At 70.2% G+C, this 16,802-nt stretch carries 17 protein-coding genes and 1 pseudogene; 10 read left to right on the top strand and 8 right to left on the bottom strand.

Annotation, left to right across the window (positions count from 1 at the left end):
- Positions 1 to 65: 65 nt before the first annotated feature.
- Positions 66 to 953 (top strand): NAD(P)-dependent oxidoreductase, encoded by an 888-nt coding sequence (locus QC385_RS22870; protein WP_279543198.1) that lies wholly within the window; start codon positions 66 to 68, stop codon positions 951 to 953.
- A gap of 91 nt (positions 954 to 1,044) precedes the next feature.
- On the opposite strand, the gene QC385_RS22865 is transcribed toward QC385_RS22870, so the two are convergent.
- Together QC385_RS22865 and ctaD are read right to left on the bottom strand one after the other, a co-directional pair.
- Complete coding sequence (locus QC385_RS22865; RefSeq protein WP_279543197.1) at positions 1,045 to 1,395, bottom strand: hypothetical protein; 351 nt, start codon at positions 1,393 to 1,395, stop codon at positions 1,045 to 1,047.
- Positions 1,392 to 2,999: an aa3-type cytochrome oxidase subunit I gene (ctaD, locus tag QC385_RS22860; protein WP_279543196.1), complete on the bottom strand. Its 1,608-nt coding sequence runs from the start codon at positions 2,997 to 2,999 to the stop codon at positions 1,392 to 1,394. The genes QC385_RS22865 and ctaD overlap by 4 nt, the downstream gene beginning before the upstream one ends.
- A gap of 105 nt (positions 3,000 to 3,104) precedes the next feature.
- Between ctaD and QC385_RS22855 the strand changes: the two genes are divergently transcribed.
- The 3 genes from QC385_RS22855 to QC385_RS22845 are packed head-to-tail and all read left to right on the top strand — an operon-like array spanning position 3,105 to position 4,859.
- A complete protein-coding gene (locus tag QC385_RS22855; protein WP_279543195.1) occupies positions 3,105 to 3,656 on the top strand; it encodes an RNA polymerase sigma factor in 552 nt (183 codons plus the stop codon).
- Complete coding sequence (locus tag QC385_RS22850; protein ID WP_279543194.1) at positions 3,653 to 3,868, top strand: hypothetical protein; 216 nt, start codon at positions 3,653 to 3,655, stop codon at positions 3,866 to 3,868. Before QC385_RS22855 ends, QC385_RS22850 begins: the two co-directional genes overlap by 4 nt.
- Positions 3,861 to 4,859 carry a CU044_5270 family protein gene (locus tag QC385_RS22845; protein WP_279543193.1) on the top strand — a complete coding sequence of 333 codons (999 nt, stop codon included), beginning with the start codon at positions 3,861 to 3,863 and terminating at the stop codon, positions 4,857 to 4,859. The genes QC385_RS22850 and QC385_RS22845 overlap by 8 nt, the downstream gene beginning before the upstream one ends.
- 72 nt (positions 4,860 to 4,931) lie before the next feature.
- On the opposite strand, the gene QC385_RS22840 is transcribed toward QC385_RS22845, so the two are convergent.
- On the bottom strand, positions 4,932 to 5,297 hold the full coding sequence (locus tag QC385_RS22840) for a nuclear transport factor 2 family protein (protein WP_279543192.1): 366 nt from the start codon (positions 5,295 to 5,297) through the stop codon (positions 4,932 to 4,934).
- A 183-nt stretch (positions 5,298 to 5,480) separates the two neighbouring features.
- Here QC385_RS22840 and QC385_RS22835 point away from each other — a divergent pair.
- Positions 5,481 to 5,772, top strand: a pseudogene (locus QC385_RS22835) (hypothetical protein).
- Positions 5,773 to 5,830: 58 nt separating this feature from the next.
- Here the strand turns inward: QC385_RS22835 and QC385_RS22830 are convergent.
- Positions 5,831 to 7,585, bottom strand: a complete 1,755-nt coding sequence (locus QC385_RS22830) for an ABC transporter ATP-binding protein (protein ID WP_279543191.1) — start codon at positions 7,583 to 7,585, stop codon at positions 5,831 to 5,833.
- Between the two features lie 190 nt (positions 7,586 to 7,775).
- Between QC385_RS22830 and QC385_RS22825 the strand changes: the two genes are divergently transcribed.
- The 5 genes from QC385_RS22825 (at position 7,776) to QC385_RS22805 (ending at position 12,149) form a co-directional block, all read left to right on the top strand.
- Complete coding sequence (locus QC385_RS22825) at positions 7,776 to 8,864, top strand: S-(hydroxymethyl)mycothiol dehydrogenase (RefSeq protein WP_279543189.1); 1,089 nt, start codon at positions 7,776 to 7,778, stop codon at positions 8,862 to 8,864.
- Positions 8,864 to 9,493 (top strand): MBL fold metallo-hydrolase, encoded by a 630-nt coding sequence (locus tag QC385_RS22820; protein WP_279543188.1) that lies wholly within the window; start codon positions 8,864 to 8,866, stop codon positions 9,491 to 9,493. Before QC385_RS22825 ends, QC385_RS22820 begins: the two co-directional genes overlap by 1 nt.
- 90 nt (positions 9,494 to 9,583) lie before the next feature.
- Entirely contained in the window at positions 9,584 to 10,498 is a 915-nt protein-coding gene (locus QC385_RS22815) for an SDR family oxidoreductase (RefSeq protein ID WP_279543187.1), read from the top strand.
- Positions 10,499 to 10,526: 28 nt separating this feature from the next.
- Entirely contained in the window at positions 10,527 to 11,312 is a 786-nt protein-coding gene (locus QC385_RS22810; protein WP_279543186.1) for an SDR family NAD(P)-dependent oxidoreductase, read from the top strand.
- Between the two features lie 141 nt (positions 11,313 to 11,453).
- Positions 11,454 to 12,149 (top strand): L,D-transpeptidase family protein, encoded by a 696-nt coding sequence (locus QC385_RS22805; RefSeq protein WP_279543185.1) that lies wholly within the window; start codon positions 11,454 to 11,456, stop codon positions 12,147 to 12,149.
- Between the two features lie 27 nt (positions 12,150 to 12,176).
- Here the strand turns inward: QC385_RS22805 and QC385_RS22800 are convergent, their stop codons facing one another.
- From QC385_RS22800 to QC385_RS22785, 4 genes are read right to left on the bottom strand one after another with little or no spacing between them, the layout of a single operon-like run.
- Positions 12,177 to 13,376 carry a Gfo/Idh/MocA family protein gene (locus tag QC385_RS22800; RefSeq protein WP_279543184.1) on the bottom strand — a complete coding sequence of 400 codons (1,200 nt, stop codon included), beginning with the start codon at positions 13,374 to 13,376 and terminating at the stop codon, positions 12,177 to 12,179.
- Between the two features lie 31 nt (positions 13,377 to 13,407).
- Entirely contained in the window at positions 13,408 to 14,757 is a 1,350-nt protein-coding gene (locus QC385_RS22795) for an ABC transporter substrate-binding protein (RefSeq protein WP_279543183.1), read from the bottom strand.
- Positions 14,758 to 14,767: 10 nt separating this feature from the next.
- Positions 14,768 to 15,691 carry a carbohydrate ABC transporter permease gene (locus QC385_RS22790; protein ID WP_279543182.1) on the bottom strand — a complete coding sequence of 308 codons (924 nt, stop codon included), beginning with the start codon at positions 15,689 to 15,691 and terminating at the stop codon, positions 14,768 to 14,770.
- A gap of 18 nt (positions 15,692 to 15,709) precedes the next feature.
- The gene (locus tag QC385_RS22785) at positions 15,710 to 16,675 is read right to left on the bottom strand and encodes a carbohydrate ABC transporter permease (protein WP_279543181.1); all 966 of its coding nucleotides are present in this window, start codon (positions 16,673 to 16,675) and stop codon (positions 15,710 to 15,712) included.
- Positions 16,676 to 16,802 lie beyond the last annotated feature (127 nt).

Below are 16,802 nucleotides of genomic sequence, written 5' to 3'. Positions count from 1 at the left end.
GTGCCCTGCGAGCGTGTCCGTACGTGATCACGCGTCATGTGGCAGTCAGCAAAGAGGAGTTGGAAATGAACACGGAACACCGGCCGGTCACCGTCGTCGGACTGGGCTCGATGGGCTCGGCACTGGCCGCCGCCCTGCTGGACCGGGGCCATCCGACCACCGTCTGGAACCGGTCCCCGGACAAGGCACGCCCCCTGGTCGACCGGGGTGCCCGCCTGGCCGGCACACCCCAGGAGGCGATCGCCGCCTCACCGCTGACCATCGCCTGCGTCCTGGACTACGAGGCGCTGTACACCGCCCTCGACCCGGCCACCGGCGAACTGGCGGGCAGAACCCTGGTCAACCTCACCTCCGGGTCTCCCGAGCAGGCCCAGGAGGCCGTCAAGTGGGCCGACTCCCACGGGGCCGGCTACCTCGACGGAGCCATCATGACCACCCCGCCCGGTGTCGGCGACCCCGCCATGATGTTCCTCTACAGCGGCTCCCGGGAGGTCTTCGACGCACACCGCTCCACCCTGGCGACCCTCGGCGACCCCCTCCACCTGGGCACCGACCCCGGCCTCGCCTCCCTCTACGACGCCGCCCTGCTCGGCCTGATGTGGTCCACCATGACCGGCTGGCTGCACGGCACCGCGCTGGTCGGCGCCGAGCGGACTCCGGCCACCGCCTTCACCCCGGTCGCGATCCGCTGGCTGAGCACGGTGACGCGCTTCCTCACCACGTACGCGCCCCAGGTGGACGCCGGCCGCTACCCCGGCGACGACGCCACCGTCGACGTGCAGATCGCGGCCATCGACCACCTCATCCACGCGGCGGCGGCCCGCGGCATCGACAACGCGCTGCCCGAACTCCTCAAGACCGCCATGGAGAAGGCCGCCGCCGCCGGACACGGACAGGACAGTTACGCCAGCCTGATCGAGGTCCTGAGGAATCCCCCCGGCAGCGGGGCCTGATACCGCCTGGCCGGCAGCGGGGCCTGGCACCCGCTAGACCGACACCGGGGGGCCTGGCACCCGCTAGACCAGCACCGGGGCCTGACACCCGCTAGACCGACACCAGCACCACGAGATTCACCGCCGCCAGCAGCGCGCATCCCAGCAGCAAACCGGCCAGCAGCCGTGCGCGGAGCCTGCGGTACACCGCCTCGTACTCGCCCCGAAGCTCCTGCCCGCGCTGAGCCGTGCGTTGCCACGAGGCCCGGGCGAGGGCGAGGTGTTCCGCCGCGAACAGCCGCTCCACCTCCTCCCGTTCGGCCTCCGGGAGCCGTTCGAGCCGGGCGGTGAAGCGCGCGGCGGCGGCCCGGGCCTCCTCGTGCGCGGCGGCGGCGAGCAGATGGCCCTCGACCTCGTTGTGGAACACCCGCAGATCCACGGGCAGACCTTCCATGGCGGTCATCGGAGCGTCAGCTCCCTGTCCGCCGCCGCGACGTCCGCGTGGTGCAGGTCGAACGCCGGGGACTCGCTGCGGATCCGGGGGAGCGCGACGAAGTTGTGGCGGGGCGGCGGGCAGGAAGTGGCCCACTCCAGGGAACGGCCGTAGCCCCACGGGTCGTCGGTTGTGACCCGCTCGCCGTACTTCGCCGTCTTCCAGATGTTGTAGAAGAACGGCAGCATCGACATGCCGAGCAGGAACGAGCTGATCGTCGACACCGTGTTGAGCGCCGTCAGGCCCTCCACCGCCAGATAGTCGGGGATCCGCCGCTGCATGCCCTGAGCGCCCAGCCAGTGCTGGACCAGGAACGTGCCGTGGAAGCCGATGAACAGCGTCCAGAAGGTGATCTTGCCGAGTCGCTCGTCCAGCATCTTGCCGGTGAACTTCGGCCACCAGAAGTGGAAGCCCGAGAACATCGCGAACACGACCGTCCCGAAGATGACGTAATGGAAGTGCGCGACCACGAAGTACGAGTCGGAGACGTGGAAGTCGATCGGCGGCGAGGCCAGCAGCACCCCCGTGAGCCCGCCGAACACGAACGTGATGAGGAAGCCGGTCGCCCACAGCATCGGCGTCTCGAACGAGAGGCTTCCGCGCCACATGGTGCCGATCCAGTTGAAGAACTTCACACCGGTGGGGACGGCGATGAGGAAGGTCATGAAGGAGAAGAACGGCAGCAGCACACCGCCGGTGACGTACATGTGGTGCGCCCACACCGTCACGGACAGACCCGCGATCGCGATGGTCGCGCCGATCAGACCCGAGTAACCGAACATCGGCTTGCGGGAGAAGACCGGAATGACCTCGGAGATGATCCCGAAGAACGGCAGCGCGATGATGTACACCTCTGGATGGCCGAAGAACCAGAAGAGGTGCTGCCACAGCAGCGCGCCGCCGTTGGCGGAGTCGAAGATGTGGGCACCGAACTTGCGGTCCGCCTCCAGGGCGAACAGGGCCGCTGCCAGGACCGGGAAGGCCAGCAGGACCAGCACACCGGTCAGCAGCACGTTCCAGGTGAAGATCGGCATGCGGAACATGGTCATGCCGGGCGCGCGCATGCAGATGATCGTGGTGATGAAGTTGACGGAGCCGAGGATGGTGCCGAAGCCGGAGAAGGCCAGACCCATGATCCACATGTCGGCGCCGATGCCCGGGGAGCGGACCGCGTCCGACAGCGGGCTGTAGGCGAACCAGCCGAAGTCGGCCGCGCCCTGCGGCGTCAGGAAGCCCCCGACGGCGATGAGCGAGCCGAACAGGTACAGCCAGTAGGCGAACATGTTCAGCCGGGGGAACGCCACGTCCGGCGCGCCGATCTGGAGCGGCATGATCCAGTTCGCGAAGCCGGCGAACAGCGGCGTCGCGAACATCAGCAGCATGATCGTGCCGTGCATCGTGAACGCCTGGTTGAACTGCTCGTTCGACATGATCTGCAGACCGGGCCGGGCGAGCTCGGCGCGCATGAACAGCGCCATCACGCCACCGATGACGAAGAACGCGAACGACGTCACCAGGTACAGCGTGCCGATCGTCTTGTGATCCGTGGTCGTCAGCCACTTCAGGTGCCTCATGCCCCGCCTGTGTCCGCGCCCCGCCCTGACGTCACACTTTCCTGACGCGACGAGAATCACGGAAACGGGTGTGACTATCGAGAAGGTGCCGGACACGAACGGGACATGAGCAACGACGAGATCTTCGCCGCTGCCTACCGCGAGCACTACTGGGCGGTCAGCCGCTATGTCGCGCGGCGACTGGACGGGCGGGCCGGCGAGGTGGAGGAAGTGGTGGCGGAGGTGTTCACGGTCGCCTGGCGGCGCCGGGCCGACCTGCCCTCCTCCCCGCTGCCCTGGCTGTACGGCGTGGCACGCAACTGCCTGGCCAACACGGTGCGCGGCCACGGACGCCGCCGCCGGCTCGTCGACCGGCTCGGCAACGACGACACCGCCCACGGACGGCACATCGCGGCAGGCCCCGAGACCGAGACCCCCGGCGCCTGGGTGCACGAGGCACTCGCCCGGCTCTCCGCGTCCGACCAGGAGGTGCTGCGCCTGACGGCCTGGGAGGAACTCGGCATCGACGAGGTCGCGGTCGCCCTCGGCTGCGGCAGGCGTGCCGCCACGATGCGGCTGCACCGGGCCCGCCGCCGCCTCAGAGCCGAGATCGACCGCATGTCTCCCGCCGTGGCGGCGGACACCGGGCACTCGCCGCGCGAGGGGGACCGGCGATGACCGACGTGCTCTCCGGGCCGCTCGTCACCGGCGCGCATGCATGGTCCTGGGACGCGCCCGGCCGTGACGCACACGCCCGGCCCTGGATCGCACCCGGCCGCGACGTACGCCCCCTGCCCACGCCCCCGACCGGCGGCCACACTCGCGCCTTCGCCCCGCGCCCCCTGACCGCCACCCTCGTGACCGCCCCTAAGGAACACGGCCATGGCTGACGAACTCGAACTGCTGCGTGGTGCCAACCCGGTGCCGTCCGACGGCCCCCACTTCGGCGACGGCCCCCTGGACCACGGCGCCGAGCGCCGGCTGGAGCGGCTGCTGCGGGAGCGGCCCCCCGGTGGTCTGCGGGAGCGGCTGCTGCCGGGCGCCGGGCGGCCCCGGCTGGCCTGGGGGCTCGTCGCGACGGCGGTGGTCGCCGCCCTCGCGCTGACCCTCGTACTGAGCGGCCCGAACACCACGCCGGCGGTCGCCGCGCCGCGTCCGCTGGTGGTGCAGACCGGCTCCACACCGCTGCCCCTGGACCGGCTGGCCGAGCGTGCCGAACAGGCCGCCGCCGACGGCTCGCCCCGCCTGCGCAAGGGCACGCACGTGCAGACCTGGAGCATGGGCATGTCGGACGACAAGCCCCCGATCACCGTTCCCGAGGAGCGCATCGTGCGCTGGCGGGCCGACGGAAGCCACACGGAACTGGTCGTGGCGACCGACCCGAGGCACCCGGGTCGCCCGGTCCTCTCCGGCGAGGGCGGCGAGCCGCACCTCGTCGACGACGGGCACGTTCTCAGCGACCAGACGTATCCGCCGAGCTGGAGCGACGCCCCGCCCCAGTCCCCGCCGCCGCACGACCCCGACCGGCTGCGCGCCTATCTGACGGAGGTCCAGTACTCGGACGCTCCGCTGACCACGCCCCAACTGCTGGACGCCGTCGAGGTGCTGCTCGACCACTGGACCCTCGGCGCCCGGGAGACCGCGACGCTCGCCCGCCTCCTGGCCGGCACCGAGGGGCTGCGGCCCGTCGGCCAGGTGACCGACCGCCTCGGGCGACGCGGTCAGGCGTACGTGTACGACGGACCCGGCGCCCGCCGCATGCTGATCATGGACCCGGTCACCGGCGCCGTCCTCGGCCTGGAGAGCACCTTCAGCACCGCCGAGCCCGAGTACGGCGTCAAGAAGGGTGACGTGATGTCGTACAGCGCGTGGATGCGCTGATCAGACCCGGCGCGCGGAGCCGCCCGGCGGCGGGTGATCAGCAGCGTGCCGGCCGGCTCGCCGAGGATCGCCCTAGTCGTCCCAGGCCTGGACCAGGGTCTGTTCGGCGATCTTGCCGTCCCGCAGCGAGATCATGGACTCGGACAGCACGCGCACACCGTCCGCGTATTCGCAGCTCTCGCTGTACGCCGCCTCGTCGCCCTGGATGACGCACCGCTCCAGCTTGTGCGACATGTCGCGGCTGTAGACGTCCTCCAGCATCCGGCTGATCTCGTCCCGGCCGTGCAGGACCTTGGGGTGGCTGGGCTGGGTCGTGCGGTCGACGATGCGGAACTCCGCGTCGTCCGCGTAGAGCGAGAGCAGCAGGTCCGGGCTCTGTCCTTCCACGCCCCGGCGCAGTGTCTCTCTGTCGAAGGCGGGGTCTGCCGCAGTTCCCATGATGACCTCCTTCGAAGGGCCGCGACCCGGTCGGGACCGGGCCGCGAGGGACCTCTCCCCTCGAGCCTCCTCCGGTCCGGCGGGCACGGCAAACGCAGGCAGACGCAGCCGGAGCACTTGTCCTGACGGGTGACCGGAACCCCCGCCCGTGTCCGCCGGGGACCCGCTCGCGTTGCGATGGGCCTGATCTCAACACGACGTCTCGTCGCCGCCGTTGGTCTCGCCGCGGGTGTCACCGGCCTCGCCGCGCCGTTGGCGAACGCGGCCGACGCGGAAATCCCGGAGCCCGCTCAGCCCGGTCGCCACGCTGGATTCGCTGACCGTGAGCGACATCCCCGCCGAGCACAAGGACGAGATCCCGCGGCCCTCCAACCAACTGGCCGGGCTCGACCGCCTCAACGACCTCTATCAGCTGAACCAGGTCGTCGGCCTGGTCTCGCCGCTCTTCGGGTTCGTTCCGAACGTCCGGCCCTGAGGCAGCGCGTACGACGAGGGCCGCCCGGCTCGGGCGGCCCTCACGCATGCCCGGTGGCTCAGTCCGACGAGGCCAGGAACTGCGTCGCCGCCAGCTCCGCGTAGAGCGGGTCGGCGGTCACGAGCTCGCGGTGCGTGCCGACCGCCCGGACCCGCCCGGCATCCATCACCACGATCCGGTCGGCCATCGTCACCGTGGACAGCCGGTGCGCCACCACCAGGACCGTCGTCGTACGGGCCACGTCCGCGACGGTGTCGCGCAGCGCCGCCTCGTTCACCGCGTCCAGCTGCGAGGTCGCCTCGTCGAGCAGCAGCAGCCGCGGGCGGCGCAGCAGGGCCCGGGCGATGGCGACCCGCTGCCGCTCACCGCCCGACAGCTTGGTGCCACGATGCCCGACGAGCGTGTCGAGGCCGGCGGGCAGCCGGGCGACCAGACCGTCGAGCCGGGTCGTCTTCAGCACCCGCGCGAGGGCGTCGTCGTCCGCCTCCGGATTGCCCAGCAGCAGGTTGTCCCGCAGGGAGCCCGACAGGACCGGCGCGTCCTGCTCCACGTAGCCGATCGCGGCGCGCAGGTGCGTCAGCTCCCAGTCGGCGAGGTCGCGTCCGTCGAACGTGATCGTCCCGGATTCCGGCTCGTAGAACCGCTCGATCAGCGAGAAGACGGTGGTCTTGCCGGCGCCGGACGGGCCCACGAACGCCGTCATGCCCTGCGCGGGCACGGCGAACGTCACGCCGTGGTGGACGTACGGCAGGTCGTCGGCGTAGCGGAAGCGGACGTCGTCGAAGGCGAGGGCGGCGGGCTGCGCGCCGGGGGACGGGAGCGGGGCGGCGGCGGCCGCCGGCTCGGCGGGCAGTCGCAGCGCCTCCTGGATGCGGGTGAGGGCCGCGGCGCCCGTCTGGTACTGCGTGACGGCACCGACGACCTGCTGTATCGGCGACATCAGATAGAAGACGAACAGCAGGAACGCGACCAGCGTGCCCACGTCGATCGCGCCGGTCGCCACGCGCGCGCCGCCCACCGCGAGCACCGTGATGAAGGCGATCTGCATCGCGAGCCCCGCCGTGTTGCCCGCGGCCGCCGACCACTTGGCCGCCCGCACGCTCTGCCGCCACGACTCCTGCGCCGCCTCGTGCAGCGTGCGCTCCTCCCGGTGCTCGGCACCGGACGCCTTCACCGTGCGCAGGGCGCCGAGGATCCGCTCCAGCGAGGCGCCCATGACACCCACCGCGTCCTGCGCCTGCCGGCTCGCCTTGTTGATGCGCGGCACGATCACGCCGAGGATCACGCCCGCGCCCACGATCACGGCCAGCGTGACGCCCAGCAGCACGGGCTCCACGAGGCCCATCATCACCACCGTCGCGACGAGCGTGAGACCGCCCGTGCCCAGCCCGACCAGCGAGTCGGTGGTGACCGCGCGCAGCAGGGTGGTGTCCGAGGTGATGCGGGCCATCAGGTCGCCGGGCTCGCTGCGGTCCACGGCCGGGACCCGCAGCCGCAGCAGATACGACGACAGGGCGCGCCGCGCGCCGAGCACCACCGACTCGGCGGTGCGCTGCAACACGTACGAACCCAGTGCACCGACCGCCGCGTTGGTCACGACCAGGGCAGACATCGCCAGCAGCGCGCCGGTGATGGCCCGGTCGTGCGCCAGATCGTCGATCAGGCCCCGCGCCACCAGCGGCAGCATCAGCCCGGTCGCCCCGGTGACCAGCGAGAGCACGGCACCGGCGAGCAGGGACCGGCGGTGCGGCCGGACGTATCCGAGGAGCAGCCGCCAGGCGGGTGTACCGGTCTCGGTCTCTGCGATGCTCACGTCGCTCCTTCGGCGTCGGGCGGAGCGTTCAGGTTACGGGGGCCGCCGGTGCGCTGCCCGGCCTTTTCGGACAGCGCGTGAGCTGGTGATACGGCACCCGCGGGTGGCCGATCCGCATCCCTTACCGATCAGTCGCGCGTAGGGTCGGAAGGGAAGGCATCCGGCCGACGAAGCCGACGAAGGAGTCAGCATGGCGCAGGAAGTACGCGGTGTGATCGCACCGGGCAAGGACGAGCCGGTACGGATCGAGACCATCGTCGTGCCCGACCCCGGCCCGGGGGAGGCGGTCGTGCGCGTCCAGGCCTGCGGGGTGTGCCACACCGATCTGCACTACAAGCAGGGCGGCATCAGCGACGACTTCCCCTTCCTGCTCGGCCACGAGGCCGCGGGCGTGGTCGAGGCGGTCGGCGACGGCGTCACCGACGTCGAGCCCGGTGACTTCGTGATCCTCAACTGGCGTGCGGTGTGCGGGAAATGCCGCGCCTGTCTGCGCGGGCGGCCCTGGTACTGCTTCGACACCCACAACGCCGGGCAGAAGATGACCCTCGCCTCGACCGGCCAGGAACTCTCCCCGGCCCTCGGCATCGGCGCCTTCGCCGAGAAGACGCTGGTCGCGGCCGGGCAGTGCACCAAGGTCGACCCGGCGGTCGCCCCGCAGGTGGCCGGGCTGCTCGGCTGCGGCGTCATGGCCGGCATCGGCGCCGCGATCAACACCGGAAACGTCGGCCGGGGCGACACGGTCGCCGTCATCGGCTGCGGAGGCGTCGGCGACGCCGCCATCGCCGGCTCGCACCTCGCCGGAGCGGCGAAGATCATCGCCGTCGACATCGACGACCGCAAGCTGGAGACGGCCCGGACCATGGGCGCCACCCACACCGTCAACTCGCGCGAGAGCGACCCGGTCGAGGCGATCCGCGAACTCACCGGCGGCTTCGGCGCCGACGTCGTCATCGAGGCCGTGGGCCGCCCGGAGACGTACAAGCAGGCCTTCTACGCCCGCGACCTCGCCGGCACGGTCGTCCTGGTCGGCGTGCCCACCCCCGAGATGAAGCTCGAACTGCCCCTGCTGGACGTGTTCGGGCGCGGCGGCGCGCTGAAGTCCTCGTGGTACGGCGACTGCCTGCCCTCCCGCGACTTCCCCATGCTGATCGACCTGCACCTGCAAGGGCGCCTGGACCTCGGGGCGTTCGTCACCGAGACCATCCAGCTCGACGAGGTGGAGAAGGCGTTCGAGCGGATGCACCACGGCGACGTGCTGCGCTCGGTGGTGATGCTGTGATGACCCCGCGCGTCGAACACCTCGTCACCTCCGGGCAGTTCAGCCTCGACGGCGGCACCTGGGACGTCGACAACAACGTCTGGATCGTCGGCGACGACCACGAGGCGATCGTCATCGACGCCGCGCACGACGCCGACGCCATCGCCGAGGCCGTGGGAGACCGCCGGCTCACGGCCATCGTGTGCACCCACGCCCACAACGACCACATCGACGCCGCCCCCGCCCTCGCCGAGCGCACCGGGGCCACCATCTGGCTGCACCGCGACGACCTGCCGCTGTGGAAGCAGACCCACCCGGACCGCGAGCCCGACGCCTGGCTGGTCGACGGCCAGGTGATCGAGGCCGGCGGCGCCGACCTGCGGGTCCTGCACACCCCGGGGCACGCGCCCGGCGCGGTGTGCCTGTACGACCCCGGGCTCGCCACCGTCTTCACCGGGGACACCCTCTTCCAGGGCGGCCCCGGCGCCACCGGCCGGTCCTTCTCGCACTTCCCGACGATCATCGACTCGATCCGCGACCGCCTCCTCACGCTGCCGCCCGGGACGAAGGTCCTCACCGGCCACGGAGACGCCACGACCATCGATGCGGAGGCCCCGCATCTCCAGGAGTGGATCGCCCGCGGCCACTGATCGCGTGTCGCCCGCAAAAGGCGACAGAAGATGTCCGGCTTACCCGTCACCCTGGAGGCGACAAGCAGCCACGGTCTCGGGAGGTCGGACATGTCAGCTCCACTGAAGGGCAAGGTCGCACTGGTCGCCGGTGCGACCCGGGGCGCCGGACGGGGCATGGCGGTGGAACTCGGCGCGGCAGGCGCCACCGTCTACGTCACCGGACGCAGCACGCGCACCCGCCGCTCGGAGTACGACCGGCCCGAGACCATCGAGGACACCGCCGACCTGGTCACCGAGGCCGGCGGGCAGGGCGTCGCCGTACCCACCGACCACCTCGACCCGGTGCAGGTCCGCGCCCTCGTGGACCGCATCGCCGACGAACAGGGCCGCCTCGACGTCCTGGTCAACGACATCTGGGGCGGCGAGAAGCTCTTCGAGTGGGAGAGCCCGCTCTGGGAGCACGACCTCGACAACGGCCTGCGCCTGCTCAGACTCGCGGTCGAGACGCACGCGATCACCAGCCACCACGCCCTGCCTCTGATGCTGCGCCGGCCCGGCGGCCTGGTCGTCGAGGTCACCGACGGAACCGCCGACTACAACGCCGGCAACTACCGCGTGAACTTCTTCTACGACCTCGCCAAGGCATCCGTCCTGCGCATGGCCTTCGCCCTCGGCCACGAACTCGGCCCGCGCGGCGCCACCGCCGTCGCCCTCACCCCCGGCTGGCTGCGCTCGGAGATGATGCTCGACGTCTATGGGGTACGGGAGGACAACTGGCGCGACGCCCTGGAGCGCGTCCCCCACTTCGCCATCTCGGAGACCCCGCGCTACGTCGGCCGGGCCGTCGCGGCGCTCGCCGCCGACCCGGACGTGGCGCGCTGGAACGGCCGCTCCCTCTCCAGCGGCGGTCTGGCCCGAGAGTACGCCTTCACCGACCTCGACGGCAGCCGCCCGGACGCTTGGCGCTACCTGGTCGAGGTACAGGACGCGGGCAAGCCGACGGACACGACCGGCTACCGCTGAGGGACCGCCGGGGCAGTACGGTCGGCGCATGACGGACACCAGGCGCTTCGAGGGGTACGGGGTTCTCATCACCGGCGGGGCGCGCGGCATCGGCGCCGCCACCGCCCGCCGGTTCGCCCGGGAGGGAGCGCGGGTCCTGATCGCCGACCGCGACCCGGACGAGGCCGCGCGGACCGCGGCGGCGCTGCGGGACGAGGGCCTGACCGTCGAGGGGCGCGGGTGCGACGTGGCGGACCGGGGCGCGGTCGAGGCGGCCGTCGCCCACGCCGCCGACACGTTCGGTTCGCTCGACGTGCTGGTCAACAGCGCCGCCCACTGCTCACCCGACGCACCCCGCTTCGAGGACGAACCGGACGAGTCGTGGGCGCGTGACCTCGACGTCACCCTGACCGGCGCGTACCGCTGCTGCCGTGCCGCCCTGCCGCACCTGGCGGCCTCCGGCCGCGGCGCCGTCGTCTCCATCGGCTCGGTCAACGCCCTCCAGGACTTCGGCAACCACGCCTACAGCGCCGCCAAGGCCGGCCTGGTCTCCCTGACCCGCACCCTCGCCGGGCACGCCGCGGCGCGCGGCGTCCGCGTCAACCTCGTGACACCGGGCACCGTGCGCACCACCGCCTGGGAGGGTCGCGACGAGGATCTCGAAGCGGTACGGCGGCTCTACCCCCTGGGCCGGGTCGGCGAACCGGAGGACATCGCCGCGGCCGTGGCCTTCCTCGCCTCGCCCGACGCCGCGTGGATCACCGGCACCACGCTGGTCGTCGACGGCGGTCTCACCGCCGTGAACACGGGCTTCCGCGACGCGCTGCGGAACTGACCCGCTCCCGCCGACCGCGTGGTGAAGTATGTCACCGTTTCGTCGCAGGCTGTCAGCCCGTACAACCGAACCCCCCGTGCGCCCGTCTAGCTGGCAGGGATCGCAGACCATGTGACCACTTCCGAAAGGGCAGGACCAACCATGGGGGACGTACGCAGACGGGGCGCCGTCGTACTCGGGATCACCGCACTGGTGGCACCGCTCACGCTCGCGCTCGGCGCCACGCCGGCCGCGGCCGCGAGCTGCACCACGAAGACCGGCCCGCACCAGAAGCAGGTGGAGAAGTTCCTCGGCCGCCCGGTCGACGGCAAGCAGTCGGCCGCCGACTGCAAGGCGATCCAGGCCTTCCAGACCAAGCACGGCATCTCCCCGAACGCCGGCTACGCCGGGCCCGTCACCTGGGGCGTGATGGACCTGATGCAGAAGCAGAAGGCAGTCGGGAACAACCCGAACAAGGACGGCAAGTGCCCGGTGAACAAGGGCCGGATCGCCTGCGTGAACCTGAGCCTCCAGCTGAGCTGGATCCAGGACGGCAAGAAGCTCGTCTACGGCCCCGTCCCGGTCCGCACCGGCCGCAACGGGTACGAGACCCGCACCGGCCTGAAGAAGATCTACTGGCGCAACATCGACCACGTCTCGTCCATCTACGACGTGCCGATGCCCTACGCCCAGTTCTTCGACGGCGGCCAGGCCTTCCACTCGGTCGGCGTCAGCATGTGGAACCCGCCGGGCTCGCACGGCTGCGTCAACATGACCAAGACCGACGCCAAGAAGTACTGGTCGCTGCTGAAGAAGAACGACGACGTGTTCGTGTACGGCCGCAAGCCGGGCACCTGATCCAGGCACCCGGCTCGGCCCCGCCCCTTACTGCGGCGCGTCCCCGAAGTCCGGGATCTCCAGCCGTACCCCGCCCTGCCGCGCGGACTCGTGCGCGATGACGCCCGGCAGGGTGTAGCGGGCGGCCACCCACGCGTTCACCGACGGCAGGGTGCGTGTGTTGACGGCGGTCACGAAGTCGTCCACCAGGAAGTGGTGGCTGCCCTCGTGGCCGTTGTGCAGGTTGTCGAACTCCCTCGGCAGCCGCGCACGGTCGTGCACGGGAGCCGACCCGGAGGTGAACGCAACCCGCAGCTCGGGCGCGATGTGCTGGAGCGACGGGTCGTCGGGCGCCATGGTGGGCTTGGGCTCCAGCAGTTCGCTGATGTCCTTCACGCCCTGCTTGTCCTGCCACAGGGCGACCGTGGCAAGCTGCTCCATGCTCGCCTCGGTGCCGAAGAAGCGGAAACGCGACTCCCGTATGTGCGAGGGGTAGCCGACCCGCCGGAACTCGTTCGTACGGAACGAGCCGCCGCCCGCGACCTCGAACAGCGCGGTGGCGTTGGAGAAGTCGTTGCCGAACTGGCTGACCTCCTTGTCGAAGACACCGTCGCCCCGGTCGTCGACGACACCGATCGCCGACACGCTGACCGCGTGCGTCCGCCAGGCGCCCAGCACCCCGCCGACCGCGTGCGTCGGGTACAGCAGCGGGGGATAGCTGGCCGTGGCCTTCCAGTTCTCGCCGCCGCTGTACTGGTAGGCCTCGTAGAACCCGAGGTCCATGTCGTGGACGTAGTCGCCCTCGGCGTAGAAGAGCCGCCCGAAGGCACCCTCGGCGATCTGGTTGCGGGCGTGGACCGTGGCCGGGTTGTACTCGCTGGTCTCGCCCATCATGTACGTCAGCCCGGTGGCCTTGACCGTGTCGATGATCGCGGCGATCTCCTCCGTGCTGATCGCCATGGGGACGGCCGAGTAGACATGCTTGCCGGCGTTGAGGCCCTGGAGCACGAGCGGCCCGTGCGTCCAGCGCTGTGTGAAGATCGCGACGGCGTCGATGTCCTCCGATTCCAGCATGGCCTGGTACGACGGGAAGGTGCCCGCCAGCCCCTGGGCGGAGGCGAGTTGCCCGGCCCGCTCGGGCAGCAGGTCGGTGACGTAGACGGCGCTGACGCCGGGGTGGGCCTGGAACAGCGTGGCGAACTGGCCCGAGAACTGTCCGGCGCCGACGATGCCGATGGAGAACGTCATGTAAGGCGTGCCCTTCACTGGTCGGTGATGATCACTGCGAGAGGATCAGGTTGATCTGTTCGTTGGTCTGGTCGAGGCTGCTGACCGGCTTGCCGTTGCCGTAGATGTCCTCCATCGCCGGGGACATGAGCGCCGTCATGTCCGCCGAGTAGCTGGCGATCGGGTACGAGAAGGTCCGGAAGTTCTTCTTGTCGGCCACGGGCTTCGTGAACGACGAGACGTCGATGCCCTTCTTCCGGTACGCGGCGACGGCGGCCTCGGTACCGGCCGGGGTGGCGGGGAAGACGACGCCGTAACCGCCGACGACCTTCTGGCACTTGTCCGAGGCGAGATACGCCACCCACTTCTTGGCGCCCTCCTTGTTCTCGGAGGCCTTGGTGACGGAGTCGGCGAGGCCGTTCATCATCGTGGCGCGCTTGCCGGTCGGGCCGACCGGCGTCAGGGCGGTCTTGATGTCCCGGCCCTTGAAACCGGCGTACGAGGAGATCATCCAGGCCCCGTCGAACGCGGTGGCGGCCTTGCCCGCCGCGACCTGGGTGTTCGCCTGGTTGGACTGGACGTTGTAGTCGGACAGGGGCGGCATGTAGCCCTTCTTCGCCAGGCCGAAGTACCACTTGACGACCGACTGGAAGGTCTCGCTGTCGTACTGGTACTCCGTGCCCCAGCGCGGCTTGTCCAGGTAACTCCACCCGGCGGAGGCGGCGAAGTTGCTCCACTGGGTCTGGCCGTCGCCGAAGCCGCCGCCGTTGGAGGCCATGCCGTACACCTTGACGTTGTTCTTGTCGAAGCCCGGCTCGTCGCCCCGCTTGCCGTTCCTGTCGATCGTGAGGTGGGCGATGGCCTTCTCGAACGTGCCGCCGTCCTTGGGATTCCAGGCGAGGTCGTTCAGCTGCTCGGCGGTGAGGCCGGCGTCCCTCGTCATCTTCGAGTTGTAGAACAGCGCGACGGTGTCCCAGTCCTTGGGTGCGCCGTAGCGGTGGCCGTCCTTCCCGATCCAGTTGGCGGCGAGGCCCGGCTGGTAGTCGGAGTTCTCGATGCCGAGGTCGTCGAGCGGTTCCAGGACCTTCAGGTCGGCGTACTGGCCGAAGTTCTGGATGTGGTCGGTGAACACGTCCGGCTGGGTGCCCGCGATGAACCCGGCGGTGAGTTTGGTCCAGTAGTCGCTCCAGCCCAACTGGGTGATCTTGACGTTCAGTCCGGGGTTCTCCTTCTCGAACCCCTTCGCGCAGGCTTGGTAGGCCGGCAGCTGGTTGGCGTCCCACAGCCAGTACGTGACCGTGTTCGCGGAGGATCCGGCGGCGCCTTGCTGGGCGCATCCGCTGACCAGGGACAGCGTCAGCGCTCCGGTCGCCGCGACGAGCGTACGCAGACGAATTCGCATCACAGTCCCCTTACTTGATCCCGGTGAAGCCGATGGAGCTGACGATGCGGCGCGCGAAGCAGGCGAACAGCACCAGCATCGGCAGCGCGGCGATCAGCGTCGCCGCCATGAGCCCGGACCAGTCGACGCCGGTCGCCGGGGTCTGCGCCCGGAAGATCGCCAGCGCCACGGTCAGCACGCGCGAGCTGTCGCTGTAGGAGACCATCAGCGGCCAGAAGTAGTCGTTCCAGGACGTGATGTACGTCAGCACGCCCAGCGTGAGGATCGGCGTGGACGCCATCGGCAGCACCACCCGGAAGAAGATCTTGACCTTCCCGGCACCGTCCAGCAGCGCCGCTTCCTCCACCTCCTGAGGGATGTTCATGAAGAACTGCCGCAGGAAGAACACCGCGAACGGCGCCATGAACATGGTCGGCAGCGCGATGCCGAGGAGTGTGTCCACCAGGTGCAGTTGCTTGATGAGCACGAAGTTCGGCAGCAGCGTGAAGATGGTCGGCACCATCAACCCGGCCAGGAACAGCCCGAAGACCGCGTCCCGGCCGCGCCAGCGCAGCCGTGAGAAGGCGTACGCGGCCATCGCGGAGAAGAAGAGCTGGCAGCCGGTGATCAGGGTCGAGACCAGCACCGAGTTGAGCAGATAGCGCCAGAAGTCCAGCCCGCCGCCCGCGCCGCCCTGCGCGACGGCCTCCTCGGCCGACTGCATGCCGAGGGCGCGTTCGAAGCCGCTGGTGGTGAGATCCACGGGCAGGGGGTTGGTCGGATCGGCGTTGAGACCCGCGTTGGTGGAGAGCGCGGTGCGCAGGATCCAGTAGAACGGCAGCAGGGTGATGAGGACGATCAGCCCCATCACGGTCCAGGCGGCGGCCCGCCCGAAGGGGAACCTGCGCCGGACCGGTCGCACGGTCGTGGACGTCGTTGTCGTCACGGCAGCCATGCCGGTGTCTCCCTTCCGTCAGCCGAGGTCGGTCCGGCCGGCCCGGGTGAGCCGGTACTGGAGGATGGTGATCGCGCTCAGCACGATGAGCAGGGCGACGGACATGGCCGAGGCGTAGCCGAACTGGAAGCGCCCGAAGGCGGAGCCGTAGATGTAGTACTGGAGCACGTTGGTCGCGTTCGCCGGACCGCCCGCGGTGGTCACGGCCACGGTGTCGAACACCTGGAACGACCCGATCACCGTCATGATGAGCACGACCGCGAGCACCGGCCGCAGCAGCGGCATGGTGATCCGCCAGAACATCCGCCACTCGCTCGCGCCGTCCACCCTGGCCGCCTCGTACATGTCGTTCGGGATCGCCTGGAGACCCGCGAACAGCAGCAGCGCGGTGTAACCGACGTGCCGCCACACGTTGATGAGCGCGATCGTCGGGATCGCCCAGGTCTCGTCGGCGAGGAACGGGATGCGGTCGGCGCCGAGAGCACTGATGATCTCGTTGCCGATGCCGAGCTGGGTGTCGAGGATCCAGAGCCAGACCAGACCCGCGACGACGTTCGACATCAGGTACGGCGTGAGCACGATGCCGCGCAGCATCGCCGACTGGGTCAGCCGCTGGAGGAGGACGGCGATGGCGAGCGCCGCGACCGTCTGGACGCCGATGTTGATGACGACGTACTCGACGGTGACCGTCAACGAGTCCCAGAAGATGGGGTCGTTGACCATACGGACGTAGTTGTCCAGGCCCACCCACTCCGCCGGTGTCAGCAGGTTGAAGCGGGTGAAGCTCAGATAGATGCCCCGGAGCGTCGGCCAGAGCAGGAAGACGAGGAAGCCGAGCAGCGCCGGGGCGATGAAGACCGCGGCCAGCCGTCCGTCACCCCGGTTCCCGCTCACGTCGTCGCGTCGTGCCCTGGGCTTGCTGCGGGTCTCCGTCGCGCCGCCCGCGGGCAGGCGTGACGGAGGGCTGCTGGAGGCGATGGTCATCGGGAGACTCCCTCGCTGCGGCGGCTCGTCCTCTGGCGGGACTTACTTTTGGTGCGAAACAATTGCTGCGTCAAGAGGGGTGCAAACATCTTTTCACAGCAACCATCATCGACTTAGGGTGGTCATG

Source organism: Streptomyces sp. DH10 (genome assembly GCF_029813805.1).
Lineage (GTDB): Bacteria > Actinomycetota > Actinomycetes > Streptomycetales > Streptomycetaceae > Streptomyces > Streptomyces coeruleofuscus.
The sequence above is the reverse complement of the archived record's forward strand: the minus strand, read 5'-3'. Positions and strand labels throughout refer to the sequence as shown.

Coding starts and splice junctions, on each gene's coding strand:
- QC385_RS22870 (WP_279543198.1), top strand. CDS start 66: ATGAACACGGAACACCGGCCGGTCACCGTCGTCGGACTGGGCTCGATG.
- QC385_RS22865 (WP_279543197.1), bottom strand. CDS start 1,395: ATGACCGCCATGGAAGGTCTGCCCGTGGATCTGCGGGTGTTCCACAAC.
- ctaD (WP_279543196.1), bottom strand. CDS start 2,999: ATGAGGCACCTGAAGTGGCTGACGACCACGGATCACAAGACGATCGGC.
- QC385_RS22855 (WP_279543195.1), top strand. CDS start 3,105: ATGAGCAACGACGAGATCTTCGCCGCTGCCTACCGCGAGCACTACTGG.
- QC385_RS22850 (WP_279543194.1), top strand. CDS start 3,653: ATGACCGACGTGCTCTCCGGGCCGCTCGTCACCGGCGCGCATGCATGG.
- QC385_RS22845 (WP_279543193.1), top strand. CDS start 3,861: ATGGCTGACGAACTCGAACTGCTGCGTGGTGCCAACCCGGTGCCGTCC.
- QC385_RS22840 (WP_279543192.1), bottom strand. CDS start 5,297: ATGGGAACTGCGGCAGACCCCGCCTTCGACAGAGAGACACTGCGCCGG.
- QC385_RS22825 (WP_279543189.1), top strand. CDS start 7,776: ATGGCGCAGGAAGTACGCGGTGTGATCGCACCGGGCAAGGACGAGCCG.
- QC385_RS22820 (WP_279543188.1), top strand. CDS start 8,864: ATGACCCCGCGCGTCGAACACCTCGTCACCTCCGGGCAGTTCAGCCTC.
- QC385_RS22815 (WP_279543187.1), top strand. CDS start 9,584: ATGTCAGCTCCACTGAAGGGCAAGGTCGCACTGGTCGCCGGTGCGACC.
- QC385_RS22810 (WP_279543186.1), top strand. CDS start 10,527: ATGACGGACACCAGGCGCTTCGAGGGGTACGGGGTTCTCATCACCGGC.
- QC385_RS22805 (WP_279543185.1), top strand. CDS start 11,454: ATGGGGGACGTACGCAGACGGGGCGCCGTCGTACTCGGGATCACCGCA.
- QC385_RS22800 (WP_279543184.1), bottom strand. CDS start 13,376: ATGACGTTCTCCATCGGCATCGTCGGCGCCGGACAGTTCTCGGGCCAG.
- QC385_RS22795 (WP_279543183.1), bottom strand. CDS start 14,757: ATGCGAATTCGTCTGCGTACGCTCGTCGCGGCGACCGGAGCGCTGACG.
- QC385_RS22790 (WP_279543182.1), bottom strand. CDS start 15,691: ATGGCTGCCGTGACGACAACGACGTCCACGACCGTGCGACCGGTCCGG.
- QC385_RS22785 (WP_279543181.1), bottom strand. CDS start 16,675: ATGACCATCGCCTCCAGCAGCCCTCCGTCACGCCTGCCCGCGGGCGGC.